Annotated in this window: 22 protein-coding genes and 2 pseudogenes; 7 read left to right on the top strand and 17 right to left on the bottom strand. The window is 64.9% G+C overall.

Going from position 1 to position 22,797, the window contains the following annotated elements; all coding sequences use genetic code 11:
* Positions 1 to 8: 8 nt before the first annotated feature.
* Positions 9 to 1,082 (bottom strand): 4-hydroxy-tetrahydrodipicolinate synthase, encoded by a 1,074-nt coding sequence (gene dapA / locus F0311_RS16455; protein ID WP_223881436.1) that lies wholly within the window; start codon positions 1,080 to 1,082, stop codon positions 9 to 11.
* Between the two features lie 18 nt (positions 1,083 to 1,100).
* Here dapA and F0311_RS16450 point away from each other — a divergent pair, with 18 nt between their 5' ends.
* From F0311_RS16450 to F0311_RS16440, 3 genes and pseudogenes are all read left to right on the top strand, one after another.
* Entirely contained in the window at positions 1,101 to 2,414 is a 1,314-nt protein-coding gene (locus F0311_RS16450) for a heparan-alpha-glucosaminide N-acetyltransferase domain-containing protein (protein WP_150463044.1), read from the top strand.
* Positions 2,415 to 2,424: 10 nt separating this feature from the next.
* Positions 2,425 to 3,210, top strand: a pseudogene (gene dapB / locus F0311_RS16445) (4-hydroxy-tetrahydrodipicolinate reductase); the annotation flags it as partial.
* A 92-nt stretch (positions 3,211 to 3,302) separates the two neighbouring features.
* On the top strand, positions 3,303 to 3,743 hold the full coding sequence (locus tag F0311_RS16440; RefSeq protein WP_150463042.1) for a hypothetical protein: 441 nt from the start codon (positions 3,303 to 3,305) through the stop codon (positions 3,741 to 3,743).
* Positions 3,744 to 3,752: 9 nt separating this feature from the next.
* On the opposite strand, the gene F0311_RS16435 is transcribed toward F0311_RS16440, so the two are convergent.
* The 3 genes from F0311_RS16435 to F0311_RS16425 all read right to left on the bottom strand — a co-directional run bounded on the left by F0311_RS16435 (position 3,753) and on the right by F0311_RS16425 (position 7,148).
* The gene (locus tag F0311_RS16435) at positions 3,753 to 4,265 is read right to left on the bottom strand and encodes a MogA/MoaB family molybdenum cofactor biosynthesis protein (protein ID WP_150463041.1); all 513 of its coding nucleotides are present in this window, start codon (positions 4,263 to 4,265) and stop codon (positions 3,753 to 3,755) included.
* A gap of 26 nt (positions 4,266 to 4,291) precedes the next feature.
* A complete protein-coding gene (locus tag F0311_RS16430; protein ID WP_150463040.1) occupies positions 4,292 to 5,569 on the bottom strand; it encodes a variant leucine-rich repeat-containing protein in 1,278 nt (425 codons plus the stop codon).
* A 496-nt stretch (positions 5,570 to 6,065) separates the two neighbouring features.
* Positions 6,066 to 7,148 carry an LCP family protein gene (locus F0311_RS16425; protein ID WP_150463039.1) on the bottom strand — a complete coding sequence of 361 codons (1,083 nt, stop codon included), beginning with the start codon at positions 7,146 to 7,148 and terminating at the stop codon, positions 6,066 to 6,068.
* A gap of 82 nt (positions 7,149 to 7,230) precedes the next feature.
* Here F0311_RS16425 and F0311_RS16420 point away from each other — a divergent pair, with 82 nt between their 5' ends.
* The 3 genes from F0311_RS16420 (at position 7,231) to tagD (ending at position 9,527) form a co-directional block, all read left to right on the top strand.
* Positions 7,231 to 8,412, top strand: a complete 1,182-nt coding sequence (locus F0311_RS16420) for a CDP-glycerol glycerophosphotransferase family protein (protein WP_191089994.1) — start codon at positions 7,231 to 7,233, stop codon at positions 8,410 to 8,412.
* Between the two features lie 139 nt (positions 8,413 to 8,551).
* On the top strand, positions 8,552 to 9,040 hold the full coding sequence (locus tag F0311_RS16415; protein WP_150463037.1) for an adenylyltransferase/cytidyltransferase family protein: 489 nt from the start codon (positions 8,552 to 8,554) through the stop codon (positions 9,038 to 9,040).
* Positions 9,041 to 9,086: 46 nt separating this feature from the next.
* Positions 9,087 to 9,527, top strand: coding sequence for a glycerol-3-phosphate cytidylyltransferase (gene tagD, locus F0311_RS16410; protein WP_150463036.1), 441 nt, complete (start codon positions 9,087 to 9,089; stop codon positions 9,525 to 9,527).
* Positions 9,528 to 9,685: 158 nt separating this feature from the next.
* Here tagD and F0311_RS16405 read toward each other — a convergent pair whose 3' ends face one another.
* From F0311_RS16405 to F0311_RS16375, 7 genes are all read right to left on the bottom strand, one after another.
* Entirely contained in the window at positions 9,686 to 10,114 is a 429-nt protein-coding gene (locus F0311_RS16405) for an HNH endonuclease signature motif containing protein (protein ID WP_191089993.1), read from the bottom strand.
* Positions 10,060 to 11,103 (bottom strand): DUF222 domain-containing protein, encoded by a 1,044-nt coding sequence (locus tag F0311_RS16400; protein ID WP_191089992.1) that lies wholly within the window; start codon positions 11,101 to 11,103, stop codon positions 10,060 to 10,062. The genes F0311_RS16405 and F0311_RS16400 overlap by 55 nt, the downstream gene beginning before the upstream one ends.
* 327 nt (positions 11,104 to 11,430) lie before the next feature.
* A complete protein-coding gene (locus F0311_RS16395; RefSeq protein WP_150463033.1) occupies positions 11,431 to 13,089 on the bottom strand; it encodes a glycosyltransferase family 29 protein in 1,659 nt (552 codons plus the stop codon).
* Positions 13,090 to 13,096: 7 nt separating this feature from the next.
* Complete coding sequence (locus F0311_RS16390; protein WP_150463032.1) at positions 13,097 to 15,079, bottom strand: tetratricopeptide repeat protein; 1,983 nt, start codon at positions 15,077 to 15,079, stop codon at positions 13,097 to 13,099.
* Positions 15,080 to 15,145: 66 nt separating this feature from the next.
* Positions 15,146 to 16,930 (bottom strand): DUF1524 domain-containing protein, encoded by a 1,785-nt coding sequence (locus tag F0311_RS16385; RefSeq protein WP_150463031.1) that lies wholly within the window; start codon positions 16,928 to 16,930, stop codon positions 15,146 to 15,148.
* A gap of 49 nt (positions 16,931 to 16,979) precedes the next feature.
* Positions 16,980 to 17,723 carry a histidine phosphatase family protein gene (locus F0311_RS16380; protein ID WP_150463030.1) on the bottom strand — a complete coding sequence of 248 codons (744 nt, stop codon included), beginning with the start codon at positions 17,721 to 17,723 and terminating at the stop codon, positions 16,980 to 16,982.
* 33 nt (positions 17,724 to 17,756) lie between these two features.
* On the bottom strand, positions 17,757 to 18,491 hold the full coding sequence (locus F0311_RS16375; protein ID WP_191089991.1) for an acylneuraminate cytidylyltransferase family protein: 735 nt from the start codon (positions 18,489 to 18,491) through the stop codon (positions 17,757 to 17,759).
* 783 nt (positions 18,492 to 19,274) lie between these two features.
* Between F0311_RS16375 and F0311_RS16370 the strand changes: the two genes are divergently transcribed.
* Positions 19,275 to 20,342, top strand: coding sequence for a glycosyltransferase family 2 protein (locus tag F0311_RS16370; protein WP_150463028.1), 1,068 nt, complete (start codon positions 19,275 to 19,277; stop codon positions 20,340 to 20,342).
* On the opposite strand, the gene F0311_RS16365 is transcribed toward F0311_RS16370, so the two are convergent.
* The 6 genes and pseudogenes from F0311_RS16365 to F0311_RS16350 form a co-directional block, all read right to left on the bottom strand.
* Positions 20,303 to 20,644: a D-alanyl-D-alanine carboxypeptidase gene (locus tag F0311_RS16365; protein ID WP_263406280.1), complete on the bottom strand. Its 342-nt coding sequence runs from the start codon at positions 20,642 to 20,644 to the stop codon at positions 20,303 to 20,305. The two genes, F0311_RS16370 and F0311_RS16365, sit on opposite strands and share 40 nt — an antisense overlap.
* Complete coding sequence (locus tag F0311_RS18615; protein WP_223881435.1) at positions 20,620 to 21,411, bottom strand: hypothetical protein; 792 nt, start codon at positions 21,409 to 21,411, stop codon at positions 20,620 to 20,622. The genes F0311_RS16365 and F0311_RS18615 overlap by 25 nt, the downstream gene beginning before the upstream one ends.
* A 12-nt stretch (positions 21,412 to 21,423) precedes the next feature.
* Positions 21,424 to 21,666: a hypothetical protein gene (locus F0311_RS16360; RefSeq protein WP_150463026.1), complete on the bottom strand. Its 243-nt coding sequence runs from the start codon at positions 21,664 to 21,666 to the stop codon at positions 21,424 to 21,426.
* Between the two features lie 156 nt (positions 21,667 to 21,822).
* Positions 21,823 to 22,173, bottom strand: coding sequence for a Mur ligase family protein (locus tag F0311_RS18205; protein ID WP_223881450.1), 351 nt, complete (start codon positions 22,171 to 22,173; stop codon positions 21,823 to 21,825).
* Positions 22,067 to 22,540, bottom strand: a complete 474-nt coding sequence (locus tag F0311_RS18200; protein ID WP_191089988.1) for a hypothetical protein — start codon at positions 22,538 to 22,540, stop codon at positions 22,067 to 22,069. Before F0311_RS18200 ends, F0311_RS18205 begins: the two co-directional genes overlap by 107 nt.
* Positions 22,541 to 22,655: 115 nt before the next feature.
* Positions 22,656 to 22,797: pseudogene (locus F0311_RS16350) on the bottom strand (UTP--glucose-1-phosphate uridylyltransferase); the annotation flags it as partial.

Below are 22,797 nucleotides of genomic sequence, written 5' to 3'. Positions count from 1 at the left end.
GTTCCTTTCTAGAGCTTCCAGCCTGCTTCGCGCAGGTCGGCGAGGACGAGCTCCTGCTCGGCCTCATTTGCCTGCACCAGGGGCAGGCGAACGTCTGTGTTGATGGGGAATCCCATCCAGTTCAGCACCAGCTTGGAGGCCACCGCACCCTGGACGCGGGTCATGATGGCACGGATGACCGGGCCGAGCTCGCCGTGGGCGATGCGCGCCTCTTTGAGGTCGTAGTTCAGCACGGCATCGATCATCCGCCGGAAGGTCGGCGCAGCCACATGGTCGGTGACCGAGACGACGCCGACTGCGCCCATGGCCATCCAGGCCAGCACGTTCTGGTCGTCGCCTGAGTAGATTTCTAGATCGGTCTTGGTGAGCACCTCAGTGGTGGCGGTGATGTCGTTCTTGGCATCCTTCAGGCTCATGATCCGGGGATGCTCGGCGAGCTTCAGGATGGTCTCGGTGGCAACCGGGATACCGGTCCGGCCGGGGATGTCATAGATCATCAGCGGCAGATCCGCGGCATCCGCCACCGCGGTGAAGTGCGCGTAGACCCCGTCTTGAGAGGGCTTGTTGTAGTAGGGGGTGACTACCAGCTGACCGTCGGCTCCGGCGCGCTCAGCCTTGGCGGCCATCTCCAAGTCGTGGCTGGTGTGGTTGGTAGAGGTGCCGGCGATGACCTTGGCCCGGTCCCCCACCGCAGATTTGGCCGCGCGGACCAGGTCGGCCTTCTCGTAGTCCTCCAGGGTGGAGGTCTCACCGGTTGTCCCGGAGACCACCAGGGAGTCGTTGCCCTCATCCACCAGCTTGGCTGCCAGCGCCTCGAAGGCCTTGAAGTCGATCCGGTCGTCCTTGGTGAAGGGGGTGACCAGGGCGGTGATCAGGTGGCCGAAGTACGGGTCGGTCTGGTCGGGGTGCTTGACCTGCCCCTTGGCCAGGTAGGGGTCGAACTCGTGGCCGATGGAGCTGGCATCCGCCGCGGCGTCGCTACGCTGGTGCTCCTCAACCGCCTCGGCCTTCTCGCCGCGAGCGGCGGAGGGCACTCGGCTCAATCGGGCGTCGTTGCTGGCGACATTCTGATCGGTGGTCATGGGGAGTAGCCTACCTGTGTGAGCAGACTCTGGGGCGTTGACGCCGCGCGAGGGATCGCCCTGCTGGGCATGATGACCGTACACGTGCTGCCCACCTCTGATCCGGTCACCGGCGAGGCGACCTGGGCCGGGCTGCTGTTCTCGGGCCGTTCAGCGGCTCTGTTCGCGGTCCTGGCCGGAGTCGGCCTAGCGCTGCTGACGTCCAGTGCCCACACCAGTGAGGCAGGAGCGGCGCGGCGTGCCGACTTTGGGCGTGAAGGCCGCGGCAACACCGCCGAGGAGGACCCCCGACCTCAGGGACCCGTGCCGACATCTGACGTTGCTGCGGGCCACGTCGGAGACCAAGCGGGGCATGTGCCCGCCGCCGGACCCAGCACAGCCTGGTTTCGCCGGGTCGTGGCGCTGCGGGCGTTGCTGATCATTCTGATCGGCTTGGCCTGCGCGATCCTGGGGTCAGGGGTGGCGATCATCCTGGTCCACTACGGGCTGATGTTCTTCCTGGCGCTGCCGTTCCTGCGCCTGGGAGCCCGGGGCTTAGCGCTGCTGGCCGCCGCCTGGGTGGCGCTCGCCCCGCCGGCATACTGGTGGCTGCAGAACCAGCTGCGCGCCTCCCCGCTGGATCAGCCTGAGCGGCTCTGGCACTCCCCGGGCTTCCCCGACCTGGCCGAGCCGGGACTCCTTGGCCTGGACCTGGCTGTCACCGGCTACTACCCGCTGCTGCTGTGGCCGGCCTATCTGTTCGCCGGGATGGCGGTGGGCCGGCTGAACCTGCGCAGGGCCGGCGTGCAGCTTCAGCTCCTGCTGTTCGGCACTGCCGGGGCGGCCTTCACCTATGGGGCCGGCGGGGTTGTCCTGCAGCACTCGGGGCTGAGCCAACGCATGCTGCCCTTCGCAGCCAACAGCCCCACCGCGCTGCAGGGATCGCTGGAGACTGGGGATCACTTTCTGCCCCTGGTCACCGATCCGCTGTGGTTTCTGATCCCGATGCCGCACCAGGGCAGCACCATGGATCTGCTGCACACCATCAGCTGCGCGGTGGCAGTGCTGGGGCTGTGTTTGGTTCTCAGCCGCTGGCTGAGCTGGCCGCTGGCGCCGCTAGCCGGGGCCGGCGCCATGCCGCTGAGCCTCTATGTGGGGCATCTGCTGATACTGGGTCCGTTCTGGCGGATGGAGGGGGCAGTGTTTCCACAGATCCAGGACCACATGATGATCCTGCTGCTGGTGGTGGGCGCCCTGGCGCTTGGGGCTCTGAAGGTGCGGCTGCGGCGTCGTGGGCCTCTGGAGGCCTTCACCCACTACTACAGCACCGGCCTGGCCGGCGAGCCTAGGTAGGCTTAGAGGCATGGCGAATCAGATCAGAGTGGCAGTGCTGGGGACCGGTGGGCGGATGGGCTCGGAGGCGGTCAAGGCGGTGGAAGCCGCCCCAGATATGCAGCTGGTGACCGCGCTGGGCCGCACAGACTCGCTGGAGCGGATCACCGCCGCCGGTGCCACCCATCTTGTGGATCTCACGGTGCCGGACTCCACGGAGGAGAACGTGCACTTCGCAGTGGAGCACGGTATTCATGCCGTGGTGGGCACCTCAGGCTGGGATCAGCTCCGCCGTCAACGGCTTCACCAGGCCATCGACGGGAAGATCCGCGAGGGGTTTGATGAGGCGAAACTCGGCAGGGCACCGAGTGTGGTGATTGCTCCGAACTTCGCCCTGGGTTCAGTGCTGGCCTCGGCCTTCGCCGCGATTGCCGCCCCGTACTTCGAGTCTACGGAGATCATTGAGCTGCACCACCCCAACAAAGTGGATGCCCCCTCCGGAACTGCGGTGCGCACTGCCGAGCTGATTGGGCAGGCCAGACAGGCCGGCGGCGTCGGGCCTTCCCCTGATGCCACCGAGGAGCAGCTTGAGGGCGCCCGTGGCGCGGTGGTTGAGGGGGTCCATGTGCATTCGGTGCGGCTGCGCGGGCTGATGGCGCACCAGGAGACGCTGTTCGGCAATCCCAGCGAGCAGCTCACGCTGCGTCATGATTCCTTTGACCGCGCGGGGTTCATGCCCGGGGTGCTGCTGGCACTGCGCGAGGTCGCCGCACGACCGGGCCGGGTGGTCTACGGGCTGGACAAGCTGCTGAACCTGGACCGCCTGCTCCAGGTCGCCGCACTGCTGCAGAGCAGGGACCATTCGCAGCTGAAGGCGCTCGATGAGCTGCTGGGCTCTGCGGCAGCCTCATGAAGGACAAGCTCTGGACGTGGGTGATGATCGTCCTGGTGGTGATCGTCATGGCAGGTGCGCTGACCTCTGCGTTCCGGTTCCTGAGGGTCGACGACGCCGTGGCCCGGCTGTTGGGTGCCGGCACCCTGGTTCTGGTGGCGGTGGGGGCTTGGTTCCTGTGGCATGCGATCAGCTTCGGGATGCGCACTGAGCGGCTGGGCAAGATTCTGGCTGAGGAGGGCGGGCTGCCCGAGGATACCGTGGAGCGCTCCCCCGCCGGCCGGCCCAACCGCCAGCAGGCCGATGAGCAGTTCGAGCGGTTCCGTGCCGAGGCCGAGGCTGCCCCGGAGGATTGGCGGGTCTGGTACCGGCTGGCCTATGCCTATGACGTGGCCGGGGACCGGGGCCGGGCTCGGCGCACTATGAAGCGGGCCATCGATATGCACCGGGCGAGCTAAATAGCCGGGCTAGGCATCTCCCCAGTGGCTATCGCGGATATCCGCTACCTGGTCGCAGAGGTGCGGCAGCAGCTCCACCAGCACCTCCATGCCCTCGCGCACCGCTTTGGGCGAGCCTGGCAGGTTGATGATCACGGTGCTGTCCTTGACTCCAGCCACCCCGCGGCTGAGGGCGGCCAGCGGGTTCTTGGTGCGCCCATGGGCGCGGATGGCCTCCACCACCCCGGGGATCTCCTTGTCCAGCATGGGCTTGGTGTATTCCGGAGTGAGATCGTCCGGGGTGAGCCCGGTGCCGCCGGAGGTGATGATGACCGCTGGTTCGATCTGCACCAGCAGCTCGGAGAGCGCGGCGAGCACGCCTTCCCCATCCGGGATGATCACCGGTGGGCGTGCCACGAATCCGACGGCTTCAGCGAACTCGGCGATGATCGGCGCGGACTCATCCTCCCGCTGGCCGGTGGCGGCCCGGGTAGAGACGATCACCGGGGCGATCACACGAGCCTCAGGATTGTAGTCAGCCATGGGGCTACTCTACGCCTGCGTGCCGGCTACCAGGTGTAGTGCCCGGTGTTGGAGACCTCGAAGCCGAAGACCTCCACGGTGTTGAAGCAGGTCAGCCGGTCGCTGAGTTCCTGGCAGACCAGGAACCCGTCGGTGGCGGCATCGCCCTCGGAGAGGGTCTGCTCGCGGTTGCCTGACTCCAGGTGCGCCTCGCAGTCCACCTCGGCGCCTTGGACAGTCATCCGGTAGGTGGCGCCCTCATCGCAGGGTTCGGCGGTGGTGCTGTAGACGGTGCAGGTCAGCCCGTCGGAGAATTCGCATTCCACGTTGCCGCCCTGGGCGGTGAAGGAGCTGATCTGCTCGGCCCCGCGCATATCGTTGATCCCGCGGGTGACCCAGTCGGTGCCCACTGCGGTCAGTGCAGCGCCTTGGCCGTCCTCAGGGGCCTGGGGTCCGCTGCGTGCGGATTCGAAGGTCGCGGCCGCTTCGGCCGGTGAGCAGTCGGACTGGATGGATTCGAAGGCGGACTCCAGAAGCTCGGAGTCCTCCTGGCCGGGAAAGTCCTCCTCGGCCCCAGCGGCGGCGAGGAAAGCAGCGACGACGCCGGCATCCTCACTGGTATCGCAGCTCGGGTTCTCGCCGAGCTCCTGAACTGCGGCACGGGCCTGCGCCAGGGCTTGTTCATCCACCGCGGGCTCGTCCTCGCCGTTGTCTGCCTCCCCGTTCTCATCTCCGGGTTCGGCCTGGTCTTCGGCGGTGGGCTGGGGATCAGGAGTCTGGCCTGCGGCGGGCGGGTCGTCATCTCCGCCGCTGAGCAGCATCACCAGCAATCCGATGACGGCGCCCACGCTGAGAAGCCCCAGCACCGCTGCAGCGATCGGCAGCACGGGAAGCTCCCGCTTCTGCCGAGGCTCGTACTCAGCTGGTCCCGGCTCGGCCAGCTCCTGCTGCACCGCTGGCACCGGCTCAGCGCCGACAGGCTCTGCCGGTTCCGCCGATACCGGTGTGACAGGGGTTGGCGGCTCGGGCTCCGCCGCCGGGAATGCTCCGCTCGGGATGTCCCACATCCCAGCCATAGGGTGCGGGTCGGGCTCGGATTCAACCTCAGGCTCCCCCACTCCCCCGGTGGCTTCCCGCTGGGCGATGGCGGCGTCGATCTCTGGGTCCCCCAGCGCTGCCAGGGCGTCAACCAGCTCCTGGTAGGTACCGGGGTTGGCCGCCACTGCAGGCCGCAGCTCGGGGTGGTTCTCTGCAATCCAGTGCAGAACGTCCCAGTCCGTGTGCGGGTTTGTGGCCAGCGCCTCGAGATCGTGATTGTCGGTCATGGTAGTCCCAGCATAAGTTGAGCGCTGGTACAGCGCACAATCAGCTGCCGGTGCGTTACGCCGCCGCTTTGTTCACCGTGAGGCCGGAGGCGAAGCCGATCGGGCGACTGCAAAGGTGAAATCTTGGGCAAGTCAGCCGAGACCCGATCGAGCCGAGTGAAGACACGAGCTTAATCGCAGTCTCACGGGGTGATTAAGACTTGCACATCTAAGGTGCGCCGAGAGACGGCATGGGACCATATCGTCTGGTCGTTCCGGTCGCGGGATTAACGACTAAAGCGTGTCTGATAAACCGACGCCGTAGCGAGCAGGTGCTGCACGATGTGTCTGGCAAGCTGAGCGAGGCAGGAAATGCCAGAGGCATTTTTGGCCGAGTGAGGCGCAGTCCAGGTGCCCGTCCAGCACCGCGCAAGTTGAGAGAGCCGGGACCCGCTCCACCTAGTGGTGGTGCGGGAAGCGAACGAACGAGGTGAGAGGTTTGTCAGACACGACTAACTCAGTTGTTGGCGGCGTAGTCCTCGAAGCTGCCGTCGCGCATGGCTTCTCCGGCCTCAGTGAAGGCATCGAAGTCGGCCACGATGATCGACTCGGAACCGGCGGTGCCCACACCGAGGTTGGGCATGGTGAACATCTCGATGTGGCGGCCGCGCACATCGCGCATGGACCAGGCCAGATCTGCCACATAGCCTGCGTCCGCGAGCTGGGAGTCCACCGCCATGTGGGGTGCGAAGTTGGAGACCATCTCGTGCACTCGGCCTGGATTAGTCAAGGTGGAGGGGGTCAGTACGTCATTGAGCACCCCGCGCAGGAAGGCTTGCTGGTTGCGCACCCGGGTGTAGTCGCCGTCGGAGAAGGACCGGCGCTCGCGCACAAAGCTCATCGCCTGGGATGGGTCCATGTACTGCTCGCCGCGCACAAACTGGTAGCCGTTCCACGAAGTGAAGGAGGTGGGTGAGTCCACGGTGACCCCGCCCATGGCTGAGACCAGGCTCTGGAAGCCGACCATGTCCACTGTGGCCACATGGTCGATGGGCACTCCCACCAGGCTCTCCACGGTAGCCACGGCCAGGGATGAGCCCTCGCCCAAGGAGAGTGCGGAGTTGATCTTGGCCTCCCCGTAGCCGGGGATGGGCACCCAGGTGTCACGCATGATCGACATGACGTAGACGGCGTCGCGCTCATGGGGGATATGCACCCACATCATGGTGTCGGCACGCCCGGAGTTGGGCAGCCAGGGCACGTTCTCAAATTCTCCGGAGCCTCCGCCGGAGTCGGAGCCGATCAGCAGCATGTTGATCTGGTCATCCTCAACCTGCTCGCCGGTCTCATCGTCCTCGATGGTGGTCTCCTCGGGCCGGTCCTCGGCCTCGGGGAAGGTGTGCTGCTCCTCGATGACATTGACGGCCTCCTCATAGGCGCCACGCAGCGAGTTCAGGTAGAGAGCAGCGGCCGCCGCCCCGCCCAACAGCAGCACCAGGGCGCCGCAGAGCACCCCGATAGCGATCTTTCGTCCCCGCCGGCTCCGGTGCTCCGGTTCAGCGTCAGCATCGTCGGCCTGGTCAAACAGTTCCTGCGTCACAGCACACTAGCGTACGGGATGGACACGCATGGATTCTCCCAGGGGTGTATTAGGGTGGCCATGGTATTTGCACGTTTCGATCATGGCGGAAGGATCCGGGGACCTGGAAAAACGTATCCTCACCACCCCACTGGGCGTCATGGTCGCAGGCGCACGGGGTATCTACGCGCTGCTGAAGCTGCTGCCGGTGCAGCGCAAGGTAGTGCTCATCACCCGTGAGCCTAAGCAGATCACTGTTGACTTCACCCTGCTCAAGCAGGCCATCCGGCGCAGCTACCCTGAGCACGAGATTGTGGTGATCAAACACAAGAAACTCTCCGCCACCTATATCCCCAGGGCTTTCCGGGAGATGTATCACCTGGCCACCTGTGCGGGCTGCCTGGTGGACGGCTACATCATCCCGGTGAGCATCCTCAACCACCGCAAGAATCTGAAGATCGGCCAGATCTGGCACGCCCTGGGCGCGATCAAGAAGTTCGGGCATCTGGCCTCTGGGACCCGGGAGGGGCCCAACCCTCGGGTGGCGGCCACAATGCGCATGCATCAGAACTACAGTTTTGTCTGCGCCTCCGGGGAGGTCCCGGCCTCCATCTACACCGCGGCCTTCGGAATTCCGGCGGAGAAGATCCAGCCGCTGGGTATGCCGCGAATCGACTACCTGCTGGATGAGCAGACCATGGCTGAGCGCCGGGAACAGATCATGGACCATTATCCCCGGCTGCGCAGGGCAGCGGAGCAGGGCGGGCACAGCGTGCTCTATATCCCCACCTTCCGCCGCGGCAAGCACATCCCCTACACCCAGGTGGCTGCCGCCTTTCAAGATCACGCCGAGGCCGCCAACACCCTTGTGCTGCTGCCCCACCCCATGGACAAGTCGCCGGTGCCCGAGAGCGGCTCGACGATCATCGGCACTGATTTTGGGGTGCTGGACTGGCTGGCGGTGGCAGATGCGGTGATCACCGACTATTCGGCGGTGACCTATGAGGCCGCCCTGCGTGATATCCCACTGGTGTTCTGGCCCTATGACCTTGCCGATTACACCGAGGCCCGCGGCCTGGCTGTGGACTATCACGCAGAGGTCCCAGGACCCATTGTCACAACTGCCACTGAGGCGGTGAAGGCCGCGCTGAGCATCGGCACCCCTGATTACCGGAAGTTCCGTGCCAAGCATCTGAGCTATGTCACCGAGCAGGATGGTTCCCTGCCGCGGCAGCCTCCGGCCTGCGCTGACCGGATTGTCGATGCCTTAGACTTGGGCTCCTGAGGCCCGGCTGACCCTATCCTCTACTCGGGCTTGAAACCTTCCCTTTTCATGAAGTTGCTATCATGCGGCAATAGTTGCCAGAGGTAATCAACCATCGGCGTACAGGGCCGGCACGGCCGGGGAACGGTGTGAGGACCATATGAAGCGAGTTCTGACCTACGGAACATTCGACCTGCTCCACTGGGGGCACATCAGGCTGCTTAAGCGCGCTAAAGCGCTGGGCGACTATCTGATCGTGGCCGCCAGCACTGATGATTTCGCAGTGCATCAGAAAGGGACCCGCCCCCCGTATCACCAGTTCAGCACCCGCTGCGACATGCTGGAGGCGGTGCGCTACGTGGATCTGGTGATCGGGGAGTCCAGCTGGGAGCAGAAGATCGAGGACATCCGCCGCTATCACGTTGACACAGTGGTGATGGGCTCGGACTGGGAGGGTTCCCCGCGCTTTGAGTACCTGCGTGACTACTGTGAGGTGGTGTATCTGCCTCGCACCGAGGGGGTCTCCACCGCCCAAATCCGCCGGGATCTGCTCTCTGATGCGGTGACCCTGCCTGCCCGGCGCAGCCGCCCTGTCCGCGAGCCCGCCGTGGTGACCACCCGGCTGGCTGCGCTGCCCCACACCGCCTGAACATCGGCCAGCTTTCACCCCACACTGACGACGCCCGCATCACCTTATGAAGCGAATTCTCACCTATGGCACCTTCGACCTTCTGCACTGGGGGCATATCAGGCTGCTGAAGCGGGCCCGGGCGCTTGGTGACTATCTGATCGTGGGGCTCTCCACTGATGAGTTCAATGAGGCCAAGCCTGGCAAGCAGCCCAGTTACCACCCCTTTGAGGTGCGCAAGATGATGCTGGAGGCTATCAAGTATGTGGATCTGGTGATCCCGGAGACCAACTGGGAGCAGAAGCGCCTAGATGTGGTCCAGCATGAGATCCACACGGTGGTGATGGGCTCAGACTGGGAGGGCTCCCCCCGCTTCGAGTACTTGCGGGAGCACTGCGAGGTGGTGTATCTGCCGCGCACCGAGGGCACCTCAACGTCGGAGATCCGCCGGGATCTGCTCTTCGAGGCGATGCAGTACGCGCAGGATGAGCACCGGGATCACTATTGAGTTCAAGCACCGGGCCCGTGCCTGCCGCAGCAGGGGGCTGATGGCGCTCCCACCGGGGCAGCCTGACTAACCCCGGACAACCTGCCCGGCACCCCTGTGCGACCACCTGTGTCACCACCTGCGTGACCAGGTGATCTGGCATGAAGGGGTCCAGGGAGTCAGGATGCTCCACCGGGATTCACCCGGGACGGGTTGCCTCCGGCTGCGGCCCAGTCTGGCGGGGGATCCGGTGATGCCCGCTGCGGTGGATCACTGCCTGGGAGGTGCCCGTGGGATTTGATCTCGTGATGGTGGTGGCAGAGCACCTGGGAGTTCTGCGCATCGGTGGCTCCGCCTGTCTTGTGGGAGATGATGTGGTCGACCTCTGACCGGGTGGCGGGTTCAACGCATCCATGTGTCTGGCATTGACCGGCTCGGATCTGGACTGCGGTGCGCAGGTTCCCAGTCACGAACCGGGCCGAGGACTTCGCCTCCAGGAGGTTCGGCTGAGCCTTCAGCTGCTGAATCAGTGCCTGACGCGCCAGCTCACCGGTTACGGTGATGCCTTCCAACAGGTTGCTCTTACCGAGCTTGACGATCTTTTCCACCTTTTGGGCACCATCGGTTCCAGTGGCAGTTCCGGTGAGGTAGCAGGTGTTCTCTGCGGCTGGATCATTCGCCATACGGCGGGCCTCAGGGGCAGGCAGGGTGAAGGCTCCGCCACTGCTGACCGTCGGGGCCTGGGAGTCACCGGTGAGGTCTCCAGGGGAACGGTGATGTTGATAGTGGCTGCGGCGGGGCGGGGACTTGGGAGTACGGCTGCAGCGGCTCGCTCTGCGAGACTTTGAGAACTCCCGTACGCGGCGCCGCGGTCGATCCATTCGGTGAGCACATCGGCCATCCGGTTGTACCGGGTGGTGTCCTCAGGTTCTCCGCTCTCGGGGTGGGCCTGCTGGCGAGGCATGGCTGCGGCTGCAGCATCCAGTTGCTGATAGATCCGGGTGGCATTCAGAGTGGGCAGCACCGCGCGCAGAGTAGACATGCCATTGCTGTGGTGGACCAGAGAGACCCCGCGGGAGCTGCATGCTCGTTCATAGCGGCGCTGGTCACACGAGGGGTCTGCGTGGGCCACGTGCTGGTGAACCTGCTCTTTGAGGACCTGCTCATTCTGCGCTGGGGCCGCAGCGGCGAACTGCGCATCCAGTGCAGCAGTGAGTTCCTGCTGGGCCTCAGGGCGCCCAGAGTTAGTTTCGATCAGGTCCCCGGCGCCCGAGACCAGCACCTTCAGGCGGGAAAGGTCGATCCGTCCGCGGCAGAACTGATCCCACAGCTGGGGCAGCCATTTCCGGGCGGTGGCAGCAGTACCAAGCATGCTTTCGATATGGCGTTCGGGGACCCCCAGGAGGACACCAGCCTGGTGGTGGGCAGCTTTCACCACTGCCCGGCGAGTGAAATTATCAGCTCTTTCACGGTTCTCCACTGCTTCAGCGACTTTCCGGTCCCGATACTCCAGCAGCTCAGTGATCTTCCGTGCGTCAGCGACCCTGGCGGTGACTTCAGCTTCCCAAGCCGCTGCAAGCTCTGGCTCTCCGGCCAAGTGGGCATACTCCGGGGCAGCACCGGAGCGGGTGGGCTGGAGCCCTGCCAGCCATCCTCGAACCCAGCAGCAGGGACTCCCCCGGGCACGCTGGCACCAGACCAGCAGGCTCCCGGGTCGGCGTCAGTGCTGGATTCGTATTCATGTTCCTACTCTATCCTGATATGAGCCATATCACAAGACTTTATGGGCGTATTTATTCGGTTTTGAATACCATCTTATATCCCTTGGATCAGGGTGCAGAGCCCGCGGCCAGAAGCAGAGCCAGACTCAGAAACAAGAACCGGAACCAGAAGCAAAGCCAGCCTCAGAAGCCGAACCCCAGAGTCAGTGGCCGGAGCCAGTTCCGAGGGGACCGGCCTCCAGGCGCTGCAAATAGGCCGTCTGGCTCAGCGCCAGGACCTCAGCGGCTGCCCCGTGAGCGGTGATCAGCCCAGCGCCCAGCATGCGCTGCGCCCAGTGGAACTCATAGGCCAGATCATGCATGGCCACCACATCATTGGTCTGGTTATAGGGACCGAATGCCGTGTAGCTGTCCCGGTAGCCTAACGCGGCCAGCTCCTGCCCGGCGTAGAAATCTGCGTTGAACACGGCGATCTCCGCCGGCTGGAACTGCAGCAGGTCGTAGATGATCCGCTGCAGGCCCTGCGGCGCCCCGCGGAAGTAGAGACCGTATTCGAACCGGGCCGGCCGCAGCCAGGCCGGCCACTGCTCCTGCAGGCTGGGCGCTTGGACAAAGAAAGGCCTGGTCACTGCCAATTGGAAGGCTCCGGAATCCGCGGTCGCAGCGATCTGGTCATAGTCGCGCAGCAAATCACGCCCGGCATAGTAGGCAATATCAGTACGGGTACCCACATCCGCCGGAGACCCTGCCGGGGTGTGGCGGGTGCGCACCACGGTGTCATAGGAGTCGATCAGGTCACCCAGCCCGTCTCCGGCGGCCGGGCCGACTACCGCGATCCGCTTCCCGGAGACCAGCTGATGCATCTGCTCCTCACCGGGGGCCGGGATCTCGGCCTGCCGCACCCAGGCGTGTTCGCGCAGCGGCCCCGCATCCCCGATCCACAGGGCGGCATCGGCGGCCAGCTTCTGCAGCTGCCGCTGCACGGAGGCGGTGCGGGCAACTACTGCCGGTTTCCGGACGGTGTTCAGGAGGGCGGCGTCGTCCCCTGAGTAGGCGTAGGCACCCAACAGGTGCTTATGCCAGGTGGCTGATTCCAGGGGAATTCCGCTGAGCTCGTGCACCCGGTTGGCGGCCATGGCGGTGCGCAACAGGGTTCCGGCGGCGAACCGACCCAGGTACTGCATGCGGGCGGCGAGGGTCTCCAGCAGCAACTGGTGCAGGCGGGGCAGCCGGTGCTCCTGGTACTGGACCTGGGCGACAGCCGCGCGGATCTCCTCGGCACTGGGTGCGGCGGTGAAGACCGCATCGAAGGCGCGCCAGAATCCGCTGCCGGCTTTGAACGGGCCGCGGCGTGGTTTCAGCTCGCTAAGCGCTGACCAGATCCGCGGCCAGTCATAGTGGGAACGTGATCCGCAGGTCAGTACGCCTTCGGCGGCGCGCAGGTCCCTGGGGTTCTCGGAGAAGGCCAGCTCATAGAGGTCAGCGGCGGTCTGCTGATCATCCACATAGGGTTTGCGGTAGGCAGCTGCGGCGGCGATCAGGTTCGCGGCGGTGGGGTCCTGCTCGGCGCGGTGGGCCAGTTCCTGCACATCGGCTGCGGGCTCGGTGGCGCCGGGGACCAGTCCGGAGAGCGGGTCATAGACCAGCTCTGCGCCCGGGTTCTGCGGCAGAGCCTGGCGCAGCAGTCCGGAGGCCAGTCCCCGGTAGCTGCCGGTGCTCTCCTGGCCCGCAGGCGCCATACGCTCGGCAAGGCTCTCCACCAACGACGCCGCCCCGGGTACCCTCACTGCCCCATACACACTGGCCTTGACCACTGCTGCGGCGGCGATCTTGAACCGCAGCCCATGCAGACTCACCGCCATCGGCCCCTCATCCCTCTGCGGTGCGCAGGGCTGGGGATTCTTCGAGGCGCTGGATGTAGGCGGGCTCGTCCAGATCCAGCACATCGGCCACCACGCCGTGGCCGCGCAGCAGCCCGGTGGCGGCGATCGCCTTGGTCAGCCGATGCTCGAACACCAGATCATGGGCCAGGATGATCTCGTTGACAATCGAGTAGGGTCCCAGCCCGGCGTCCTTGCCCTCGCGGTAGCCGGAGCCGAATGCGGTCTGCCCGGTGAAGAAGTCGATGTTGAACAGGCCGATCTCGGCCGGCGCAAACTGCAGCACATCGTAGAGGATCCGCCCGATCCCCATGGGCGGGCCGTGGAAGCCCAGGGAGTAATCGTGGCGGTAGAAGCGCAGCCAGTCGGGAATCTCCCCGGTGAAGCTGTTCATGCTCAGCCCCCGGCCCACCACCATCTGCAGCTCTCCGCGCTGTACGGCCTGCTCTGCCACCGGCACGAACTCTTCAAGGTCCCGGCCAGAGAAGTAACTGATATCGGTGCGGCTGCCGAGCCTGGCGAGCTGGGCGGCGTCGAACTCTGTCATCAGCCGGGGGCGGATCACCACATCGTAGCTGTCGATCAGCTCGCCGAGCCGGTCCCCGGTATCGGCGGGGCCGACGACGGCGACTCGCCTGCCTGCCACCAGCTCCCGGAAACGTTCCTCACCGGGCAGCGGCAGGTCCTCTGCCCGGCGCGCGGCGTAGTCGATCAGCGGCTGCGGGCGGCCCTGGATGAGGTGGACATCAGCGGCCATCTTCTCCAGCCGGTGCCGCTCTGAGGCAAGGCTCGGGGTCCAGGGCATGGGGTCGATGAGCTGCTGGGCGCGCTGGTACTCGCCCAAGTAAACCAGGGCAGAGAGCAGCTTCTGACGGTGCCTGCTGTGCCCTGCGCTGGAGGTGCCCAGCCAGGCGGTGCTGCGCTGGGCCAGGCTGCGGCGCAGCTCGAATGCGGCCTTCATCCGCTGGGCGAAGGAGAGCCGGTAGACGATCAGGCTGGTGGTGGGCCAGGAGAGCCGCTCCCCCTTGGTGTGGGCGATCCCCAACTGCACGATCCCGGCGCTGATCTGCGCCCGGCTGGCACCGGCAGCGAACATGGGGCGCAGGGTCTGCATCAGTTTCATCCGGACAGCCCTGCCCCGGGGTTTGCGCCTGGATTCGAAGAGCTCCGCACTGCGCCAGAGCCTGGCCCAGTCCTGGTCTGCACGGGCGCCCATCAGGATCACCCCGCGGAAGGCGGTGGGGCTGTCCGGGCGCAGCTGCAGGGCCTTCTCATAGGCCTCCAGGGATTTGTCCAGATCAGCGACATGGGGTTTGCGGTAGGCGGCGGCCAGATCTGACCACCAGCTGGCTTTGGGCTCGAGCTCCACGGCCTGGCGCAGCAGCTCCAGCCCGGTGGGCCAGTCACCGCGGGCGAACTCCAGGAGGCCGCGCTCGTGGATCACATAGGCGTTCTGCGGGGCCAGCTCCTGGGCTTGGGCCAGAGCCTCCCGGGCGGCCTCGGTCTGGGAGGTGGGGCCGTGCTCAAGTCCGGCGACCGGGTCATTGGTGACTGCGCCCCAGCTTGCTCGCTGCAAGGAACGGGCCAGGCCCACCCAGCGCAGCAGGTTCTCCGGTTCCAGCTCCACGGCGCGGCGGCGCAGTCTCAGCGCAGCCGTGTACTCCTTGAGCTTGACATAGCGCAGTGCCAGCTGTTCCAGGGTCTCTGCGGAGGTGATGGAGTCGATCTCCAGCTGGGTCAGCAGCTTCTTGGCTCCGGACCGGTTGACCTCGAACAGCACGGTGGCGGCGCGTTCCTGGATGGTGCCCAGCGGGGTGGTCTTATCGGTGATGCTGGCTTCCAGCCGGGGGGTGAAGAAGCGCCCGGAGGCCACTACGGCGCGGGCAAGGGCGGTATCGGCCCCGGGGATCCGGGAGACCCCGCGAACGGCACGGCTGGCGGCCTCAGCTCCTATCACCAGTGGTTTTAGCATCGAGGAAAGAGTCTAGTCCGGGCCGCCCGCATTTCCACACAGCGCACCGCATCACAGCGCAGCAGCTCAGTACGGGGGCAGGCTGGCCCAGTCCAGGTCCTCGCGGCGCGGACCTTCCAATGAGCCCTCCGCGGTCTCCTCCGCCAGGCAGGTGTAGAGGGTCTCCCGCAGCTGGCTGACATCGGAATCGAACAGGGAGATGTCATACTTCACCGCGGTGTGCATCCATCCCATCGCATAGCGGCAATGGAATCCCTCATGTTCGGGCATCCAGTTCCGCGGCGCGTCAGCTGACCGCTCCTGCGCTTCCAACGTCGAGACGGCCAGCAGGTTGGCCGGGTCGTTGTAGAAAGCCTCGCGCTCCTCAGCCTCCCGGTGCTCCATCTCCGGCCAGACGTGGCTCACCGACAGAATGTGGTCCAGGGTCACGGTGAAGCGCCCATACGGCATTTGATCGCCGGTATAGGGGTCATAGAAGGTCCCGCTGATCACTGCGGTCTCCGCGGTGTTCCACTGGGCCTCCTCCAAGTCCCGGCCTAGCACCCGGTGGCGGGTGTTGATTCCTGCACCGTCCACGCTCCACTGACCGAAGGCTTCCTGGAGCTGCCCGGCCAGCGGACTGCCGTGGAAGAAGTTCTCATCCTCCTCCGCCTGCTCATTCAGCTCCTCGCCCAGTTCGTCACCCTCCTCCCCTGCGCAGTGGGTGTTCTCCGGGGTGGTCACCCGCGCATACACCCGGTCCTCACCGGTGCGCGGATGGGTGGTGGTGAAGGTCAGCACATCGCATTCCTCGTGCTCCTCGCGCTCCACGGAGCGGGTGCGCACATGGTGCTCCAGGTTCCACACGGCATCGGCATAGTCGCGGGCAGAATAATGCTCCCGCGGGCTGCCGCCCGGCTCCGTGGGCACCTCGGAGGGATCTGAGGCTGGGGGAAGGGCCTGCCAGTCCAGGTCACCGCTGCGCTCCTCGGGCAGGGCGTCAGCATCCCCCAGCTCCTCCTGCAGGCAGTCCCAGAGCAGCTGGCGCAGGAAGTTCACATCCTGTTGGAACAGGGAGATCTGGTGCTTATTGGCGATATGGGTCCAGGTCATCCCGTAGGCGCAGTGCGCATCAGAATTGGCCGGCATCCACTCGGCCGGGGTCTGCCCGGCTTTCTCCCGGTTGATCCAGCCGATGGTGGAGGTGAGGTTCATCGGGTCGTTGTAGTAGGCCACGCGGTCTTCGCGGGAGCGGTGCTGCATCTCGGGCCAGGTGTGTCCTACGGGGATCATGTGTTCCCCGTGCGTCTCGGTCTGCGCAATGTCCACGTATTGCCCGGGGTAGTGGTCCCAGTAGCTGCCGGAGACGGTGAAGGTGGAGTTCCCCAGGTCACGGGCGTGGATCTCGGTGCGGGAGTTGACCCCATTGCCGTTCACATCGGCCCAGGTGCCGTAGTAGGGAACCCGCTGGGCGGTGTTCTCGTAGGGCCGCCCGTGGTAGAAGTTCGGGTCCTCCTCGTCCAGGGCGTCGAACTCCTCACGCAGCTCATCGGCCTCATCCCCGGTGCACCACCAGTTCTCCTCATCGGAGATATGCACATAGGTGCGGGTGGGCTCCAGTCCCAGCGGATGGCTGACCTGGTAGGTGATCACATCGCAGTCCTCGCGGGACTCGCGGTCGAATTCCCGCACATAGGTGGTGGTCTCCAGGTTCCACAGGGCGTCGACATAGTCGCGGGCGCTGTAGTCCTGGAACGGGTTGGGCACCTCCGCCGGGTTGGAGTAGGCGGCAGCCGGTGGGGCTGCGAGCGCGCCGAGCAGCAGGGCCGCTGCTGCAGAGACTGACAGAGTACGACGCCGCCACACACTCATCTGCGCGCACCTCCCCCAAAACTGGACTCACCTCAGTTCCGTTCCCAGTCTAGGGTCCGGCCAGAACCTCCGGTGAGAGATTGTACATGCGCAGCTTGGCGTAGGCGACGATCTCCTCATCACTCAGGTTGCGGATGATCTGCGCCTCAGCTTCCGGTCCGCCTTCGACCTCCGCACCGCCCTTGGGCAATGAGGAACTCAGGGGCCCGCCGTGCAGGGGAACATCCACCACGCTGATGGCCGCCGCGGTCAGTGAGATGACATTGGAGCGGTCGATCAGTCCGAGGCCCTCCAGCAGCGCCTTGGTGGAGGTGCCGTGGGAGACCAGCACCACGGTGCGCAGATCGTAGTCGGTGTCCACCGATCCGGTGGGCGCAAGCTCGGCGGCTGAGCACACGATCTGGCAGAACGCGGCCTTCATCCGCTCTACCACCGAGTCCGGGGCCTCTCCCCCAGGAGGTGTTCCCTCCCCTTTCTTCCAGGACTTATAGAGCTCGGCGTATTCAATCTTGGCCGCAGCCGTCTTCATGCCCTCCCAGTGGCCCAGGTTCTGCTCGATCAGCCCGGGCAGCTCCACGGGCTGGAACCCGAGGCCAAACTCGGCGAAGGTGGCATGGGTCCGCTTCAACGGGGAGACGTATCCGGCGGTGGGGTTCTGCCCACGCACGTAGAGCCCGGCTGCTCGGGCCTGCGCAATGCCCGAGGCCACCAGGGCAACCTCCGACTGCCCCTGCAGCCGGTGCGCCTTATTCCACTCCGTCTCACCATGACGAACACAGATCACCCGGATCATCTCTGATACCCCCTCAGTCTTTCCTCGCCCCGTTCAAAGCAGCTCATATCCCCGATGAATCTTGGCCAGGGCGATGTCCTGAAGCAGGTCGAATTGATCCTCCCAATCAATGTCCATAACCGCCTCGCCGTCCATCTCGTACATGAACGGCCGCTCCCCCACCCGGTCGCCGACCTCCCGGACCCGGGCGAAGGGAATCAGATAGGCCACATGGTTGATCTCATAAAGTGGATCAATGTCCTGGCTGCGCGGCCACTTCTCCACCGAGGCGTCGTAGTTGAACGGCTGCCCCGCCGCATCCCACAGGAAAGTATGCAACTTAGTCATCGTCAGAAGGGAGTCATGTCCCTCCGCCTCGGCGGCGTGCCATGAGCCGATCAGCTCGTTGAACACCGAGTGGGTCACAAAGGGATGGGTCACATGCGTCATCAGCATGGTGCCCTCATCCCGCAGGGTGCCCAGGTACTTGATGAACTCACTCATCGGCGTAGAAGACCGGCCGAGCTCGTCGGGACGCTCCTCTACTTTGATCCGCTGGTCGTACTCCTCACCGAAATTCCTCGTGAATGTGGAGACCACCGGGTCGTTGGTGGAGACCAGGATCTCGTCAATCGCCTTGACCCGGCTCAGCTGCTTGAGCTTCAGCTCCAGCAGGCCGTTGTCGAATCCGGCGAAGGGCCGGGTGTTCTTGTTCTTCACCCGCTCCGAACCAGATCGGCAGGGCACTACGGCAATGATGGGCTGGTGCGGCGTTCCATGTTCACTCACCCCATTAGGGTATCCCCCAAAAGAGAAAGCCCCCGGCAGTTGCCGGAGGGACGATCTATGTATAAAGAACGAGGGACCTTATCCTCATATTAGCTATACAATTATTAGCTATACAGTATGCCAGTATGAGCCTATGGCGCAAGATTCTACGGTCCGACAAGTCCTGAATCACTTACATACTGCCCGCATGGATCCTTACATGCAGGCTAGTTCGCAAGATCCAGAACTGGCATTACACCTTTATCTCTGGAATACCCAGGTTTCAGGGGCCCTCTTTGAAACGCTCAGCATCACGGAGGTGCTGTTCCGCAACGCTATCGACGATGCACTCAGGAAATGGAACGCTTCCCAAGGGCCGGAATATTCCTGGGAATGGACTGCTCGAGCGGCAAGACCTCTCAACTCGATGATTCGCGAGCCGCTCCGGAAAGCCAGAACTAACGCAGAGACAGCACGCAGTCATCGTGAGCCCTGGCATCCTCGCAAGGATGCCAGAACGATCACAATGACCTGGTTGCACAACTGTCCTTCGGTATCTACGCCCGGCTCATGCCCACGCAGGACCCCAGTGACAAGAACTACCGTCAGCGAAGTATTCTTTGGCGAGAGGCCCTTCACTCCGCCTTTGTGGGACGCCCCGGCGATCAGCCTCAAGCCCATGCTGGCCGTGTTGAACGTCTCCACGCGCTACGGGACCGCGTAGCGCAGGCTGGATCTCAGGGACTACGCGTGTCCATTCGGTGGCGGCTCAGCGCCCTCACTCACCCCATTAGGGTATAGCTCATGGGTTTTTCTCTGGCTGAGCGCCTGCGCCGGGCCTCTCCGCGCACCGGCACCCCACTGATCACCGTAGGGGTGACCAGCTATCACGACGCTGCGGTGATCAGCAGGTGTCTGAGCAGCCTGGTGGACCAGACGCTCTCCAAGGACCAGATGGAGGTCCTGGTGGTGGATGACGGTTCCTCGGACCGCACCACCCCCCTAGCCAAGAGCTTCAGCACCGCTGCACAGTGGGCCGGCTTTGAGGTACTGGCCCATAAGTCCACCGGCTCCCCCTCCAAGGGCCGCAACACCATTCTGGACAGCGCCCGGGGCACCTACACCTTCTTCTTGGACGCAGACGACTATCTCGGCCCCGAGGCCCTCCGGGCACTGACCCGCGCAGCCTGTGCGCAGAAGGCCGATATCGCAGTCGGCCACTATGTGGGGGTCAACCGCTCTGCGCCGAATATCCTCACCCCGAAGCACGCCGAGCACCCCGGCGGCTACCATGCCGGATGGCTCAACAGCCTTCATGTGCAGAAGCTCTTCCGCACCGAGTTCCTGCGCGGCCTCAGCTACCGGTTCAATGAGTCCCTGATCTACGCCAGCGATCACCCCTTCATGATCAGCGCTTTCCTGCACGCCCGGCAGGTGGCTGAGGTCCCGGACACGGACTGTTACTTCATCACCTTAGAACCCGGCGGTCAGAACAGCCGGGGCCATGTCTCCCGCGCGGAAATCCCTGCGGTCAAGCAGCTGCAGTTCCTCCACGACTGCTTCGGCATTCTCGCCCTGGCCCGGGGCGCGGGCGGGCAGCGGGCCAAACTCTCGGGCCGTATGCGCATCGATTACTGGAACCGTCTACTGAAGCTGCATCTCCCCCAGCTGGTTCTGCGCAAGGACCAGAACGACGACGCCGCCATCACCGCCCTGGCAGCCCAAGCATCAGTTCTCGCCGAGCTGTACGGTGCGCGGACCTCCCGGGTTCAGCTGATCGAGGGCTCCCAGCAGATGCTGGCTGCGCTCAGCTCGCAGGACGCCGCAGAGATCTATGAGACCGCCCAGCGGCTCAGAAGCGCGGCGACCTGATCTTCGAGGTCTTTAGCGGCTGCTTTGGACTCAGGGCGTTCCTGCATCACGGAGAACGCCACTACGGGGGCACCCTCCGGCTCGGCCAGGCAGTACTCGGAGAGCGCTGAGGAACGCATGCCCCGCGGATATCCTTCACTTTTGGGAGTGAGGTGGGTGCCTGTCTTGCCCAGCACCAGGCCCGCTGTGCCCTCACGGCGGCCCCGAGAACGCAGAGTACCGCTGCGGCCCATCACCGCTAGGCTCGCGGTGAAATCCTCGGCGTAGGGGGTGGCGGTCATCTGAGCCAGGTATTCGGCCACCAGCCGGGGACTGGCCCGGTTGGCGAATCGGTACCCGGAGCCGTCGATCTTCCAGTATTCGGTGCGCAGGTCCGGGGCTGTCCTGCCTTGGGTGCTCCTGCGCAGCACGTAGCTGACGTGGTGGGTGATGAGCTGGGCACCGTGTGCGGTGCTGGCCTGCGCAGCCGGATCAGGCGCCGCCTCTGCCGGGAGATCTGCCCGGCGATTTCATCGGCCACGGTGTTGTCGGATTTCTGGCCCGCGGCTGCGCAACGCTGCAGCAGCTCAGTACGCTCACCGCACCGGACTGGCAGGATCTTCAGGGCAGCGCCGATGGTGAAGAGCTTGGCGGTGGAGGCCATCATCCGGGGCTGGTCCTCCTGCCAGGAGCTCAGCACGGCCCCGGTGCGCAGGCCGATGGCATAGGCCCCTGCTGCTGCGGTGGGAGAGAACAGGCGGCGGATCCTGCCGTCCAGTTCCTCCGGGGTCACCGACTCTGGTGCCATTGGGTCACCAGCTGGGTGAGCACCTCGTCCAGGCCCATGGAGTTGGAGGCTTTGAGCATCACCGTGTCCCCCGCCGCTGAGGTCCTCATTCAGCTGCCGGGTGAGGGAGACGGTGTCCGTCAGGTGCCTGACGTTCTCCCGCGGGCCGGTCTGCTCGTAGGCCTGGCCCATCAGCTCCCCGCAGAGGTAGATCCTGTCCAGTCCGTAGTCCTCGAGGGTTTCGATGATCCTGCGGTGCAGCTTCAGTTCGTACTGGCCGAGCATATTCATATCGCCGAGCACGGCAATTCTGCGCTACCGGCCGGCCTCGGCCCGCCGGGCGGCAAGGCTCTGCAGGGCCGCGGTCATCGAGGAGGGGTTGGCGTTATAGGTCTCATCGATGAGATGGACCTGCCCGCCTGAGGGGTGGGCCACGGCGGCCGTCTCGCCTCTGCCGGGCAGGGCCTGGAAGCTCTCGAAGGCTTCGAAGGCGGGCTCAGTGTCCTGCACCCCCAACGCGTGGAGAGCTGCCAGCACGGCCAGGCTGTTGCCAACCATATGGTGGCCGTGGGCGCCGAGCCGGTAGCGGAGCGTTCCTGCGGGGGGTCTGTGCCTGTACTGTGCTCTCTGCCGGGTTGTGTCCAGGAGCCGGTAGGCGGCGTCGTCGTGCTGGCCGTAGGTGACCAGGTTCCAGCCCTCGGCGAGCGCGCGGTCCTACAGGTCCTGGCTGCGCAGGGTGTCGTGGCTGATCACTGCGGTGCCGCCGGGCGGTGGGTTCTTGAGGATCTCGGACTTCTGCTTGACCACTCCGCTGAGGTGCTTCATGACCTTGGTGTGGGCGTGGCTGATATTGGTGATCACGGCGACCTCCGGGGAGATGGGGGTGCCGTTGGGGATGGCTTCGCGGAAGAAGGCACCCCGGCCCCTGGCGGAGAGCTCCAGCAAGGTGAGGGCGTAGTCAGCGGCGCGGGTGAGTTCGCACCTGGTGCTGGGGCCGGCAGGCCTGGTAGGCGGCCTGGAGCATGGCTTTGAACGTGGATTTGCCGGCTGATCCGGTAACTGCAGCGATGGGCTTTCCGGCTTCGGCAGCGCGCCGGCGTCCGGCGAGGCCTGCCTGCTGGATGAAATCATAGGTGCCCTCGGCGTAAAGATAGTCCCGCTGCGGTCCGAAGGGCGCTTCGCCCAGGGCGGCCGGCACCAGGATGCGGTTCAGGCTGCGGGTCTCGATGTAGTCTGCCAGCTTCTGGGCGCTCCAGGAGTTCTGGAGGGCTTTGGTGCGCTGGTGGTAGGGCCAGCTGTCGTCGAGGACCACGATGTACCGCTCCGGGTCGGTCCGCGTACCTGTCAGTGAGAACCCGTGGAACTCCGCCCGGGGGTCCCCGGTGGCCCGCACGTTTGCGCCAATACTGTCCACCAGCTCCTGTTCAATCACCCCAATAGGCTATACGCATTGCGCACAACCCAGAGGGAGCACTGGGAGTTGACCCGCCCCGTGGCCGGTCCCTTCCAAGTTCCATTCTCTTCAGTGGGTATATCGCTCCAAATATTTAGAGTTCAGCAATGAACTCCTTGAGCCATGTCCTCAGATCCGGACCCAGATCCTCACGATCCACCGCCAACGTCACCACCGCCTTGATATAGCTGAGCTTATCCCCAGTGTCATACCGACGACCCCGGAAAACCACCGCA

Source organism: Nesterenkonia ebinurensis (assembly GCF_008711175.1).
GTDB classification, from domain to species: Bacteria; Actinomycetota; Actinomycetes; order Actinomycetales; family Micrococcaceae; genus Nesterenkonia; species Nesterenkonia ebinurensis.
The sequence above is the reverse complement of the archived record's forward strand: the minus strand, read 5'-3'. Positions and strand labels throughout refer to the sequence as shown.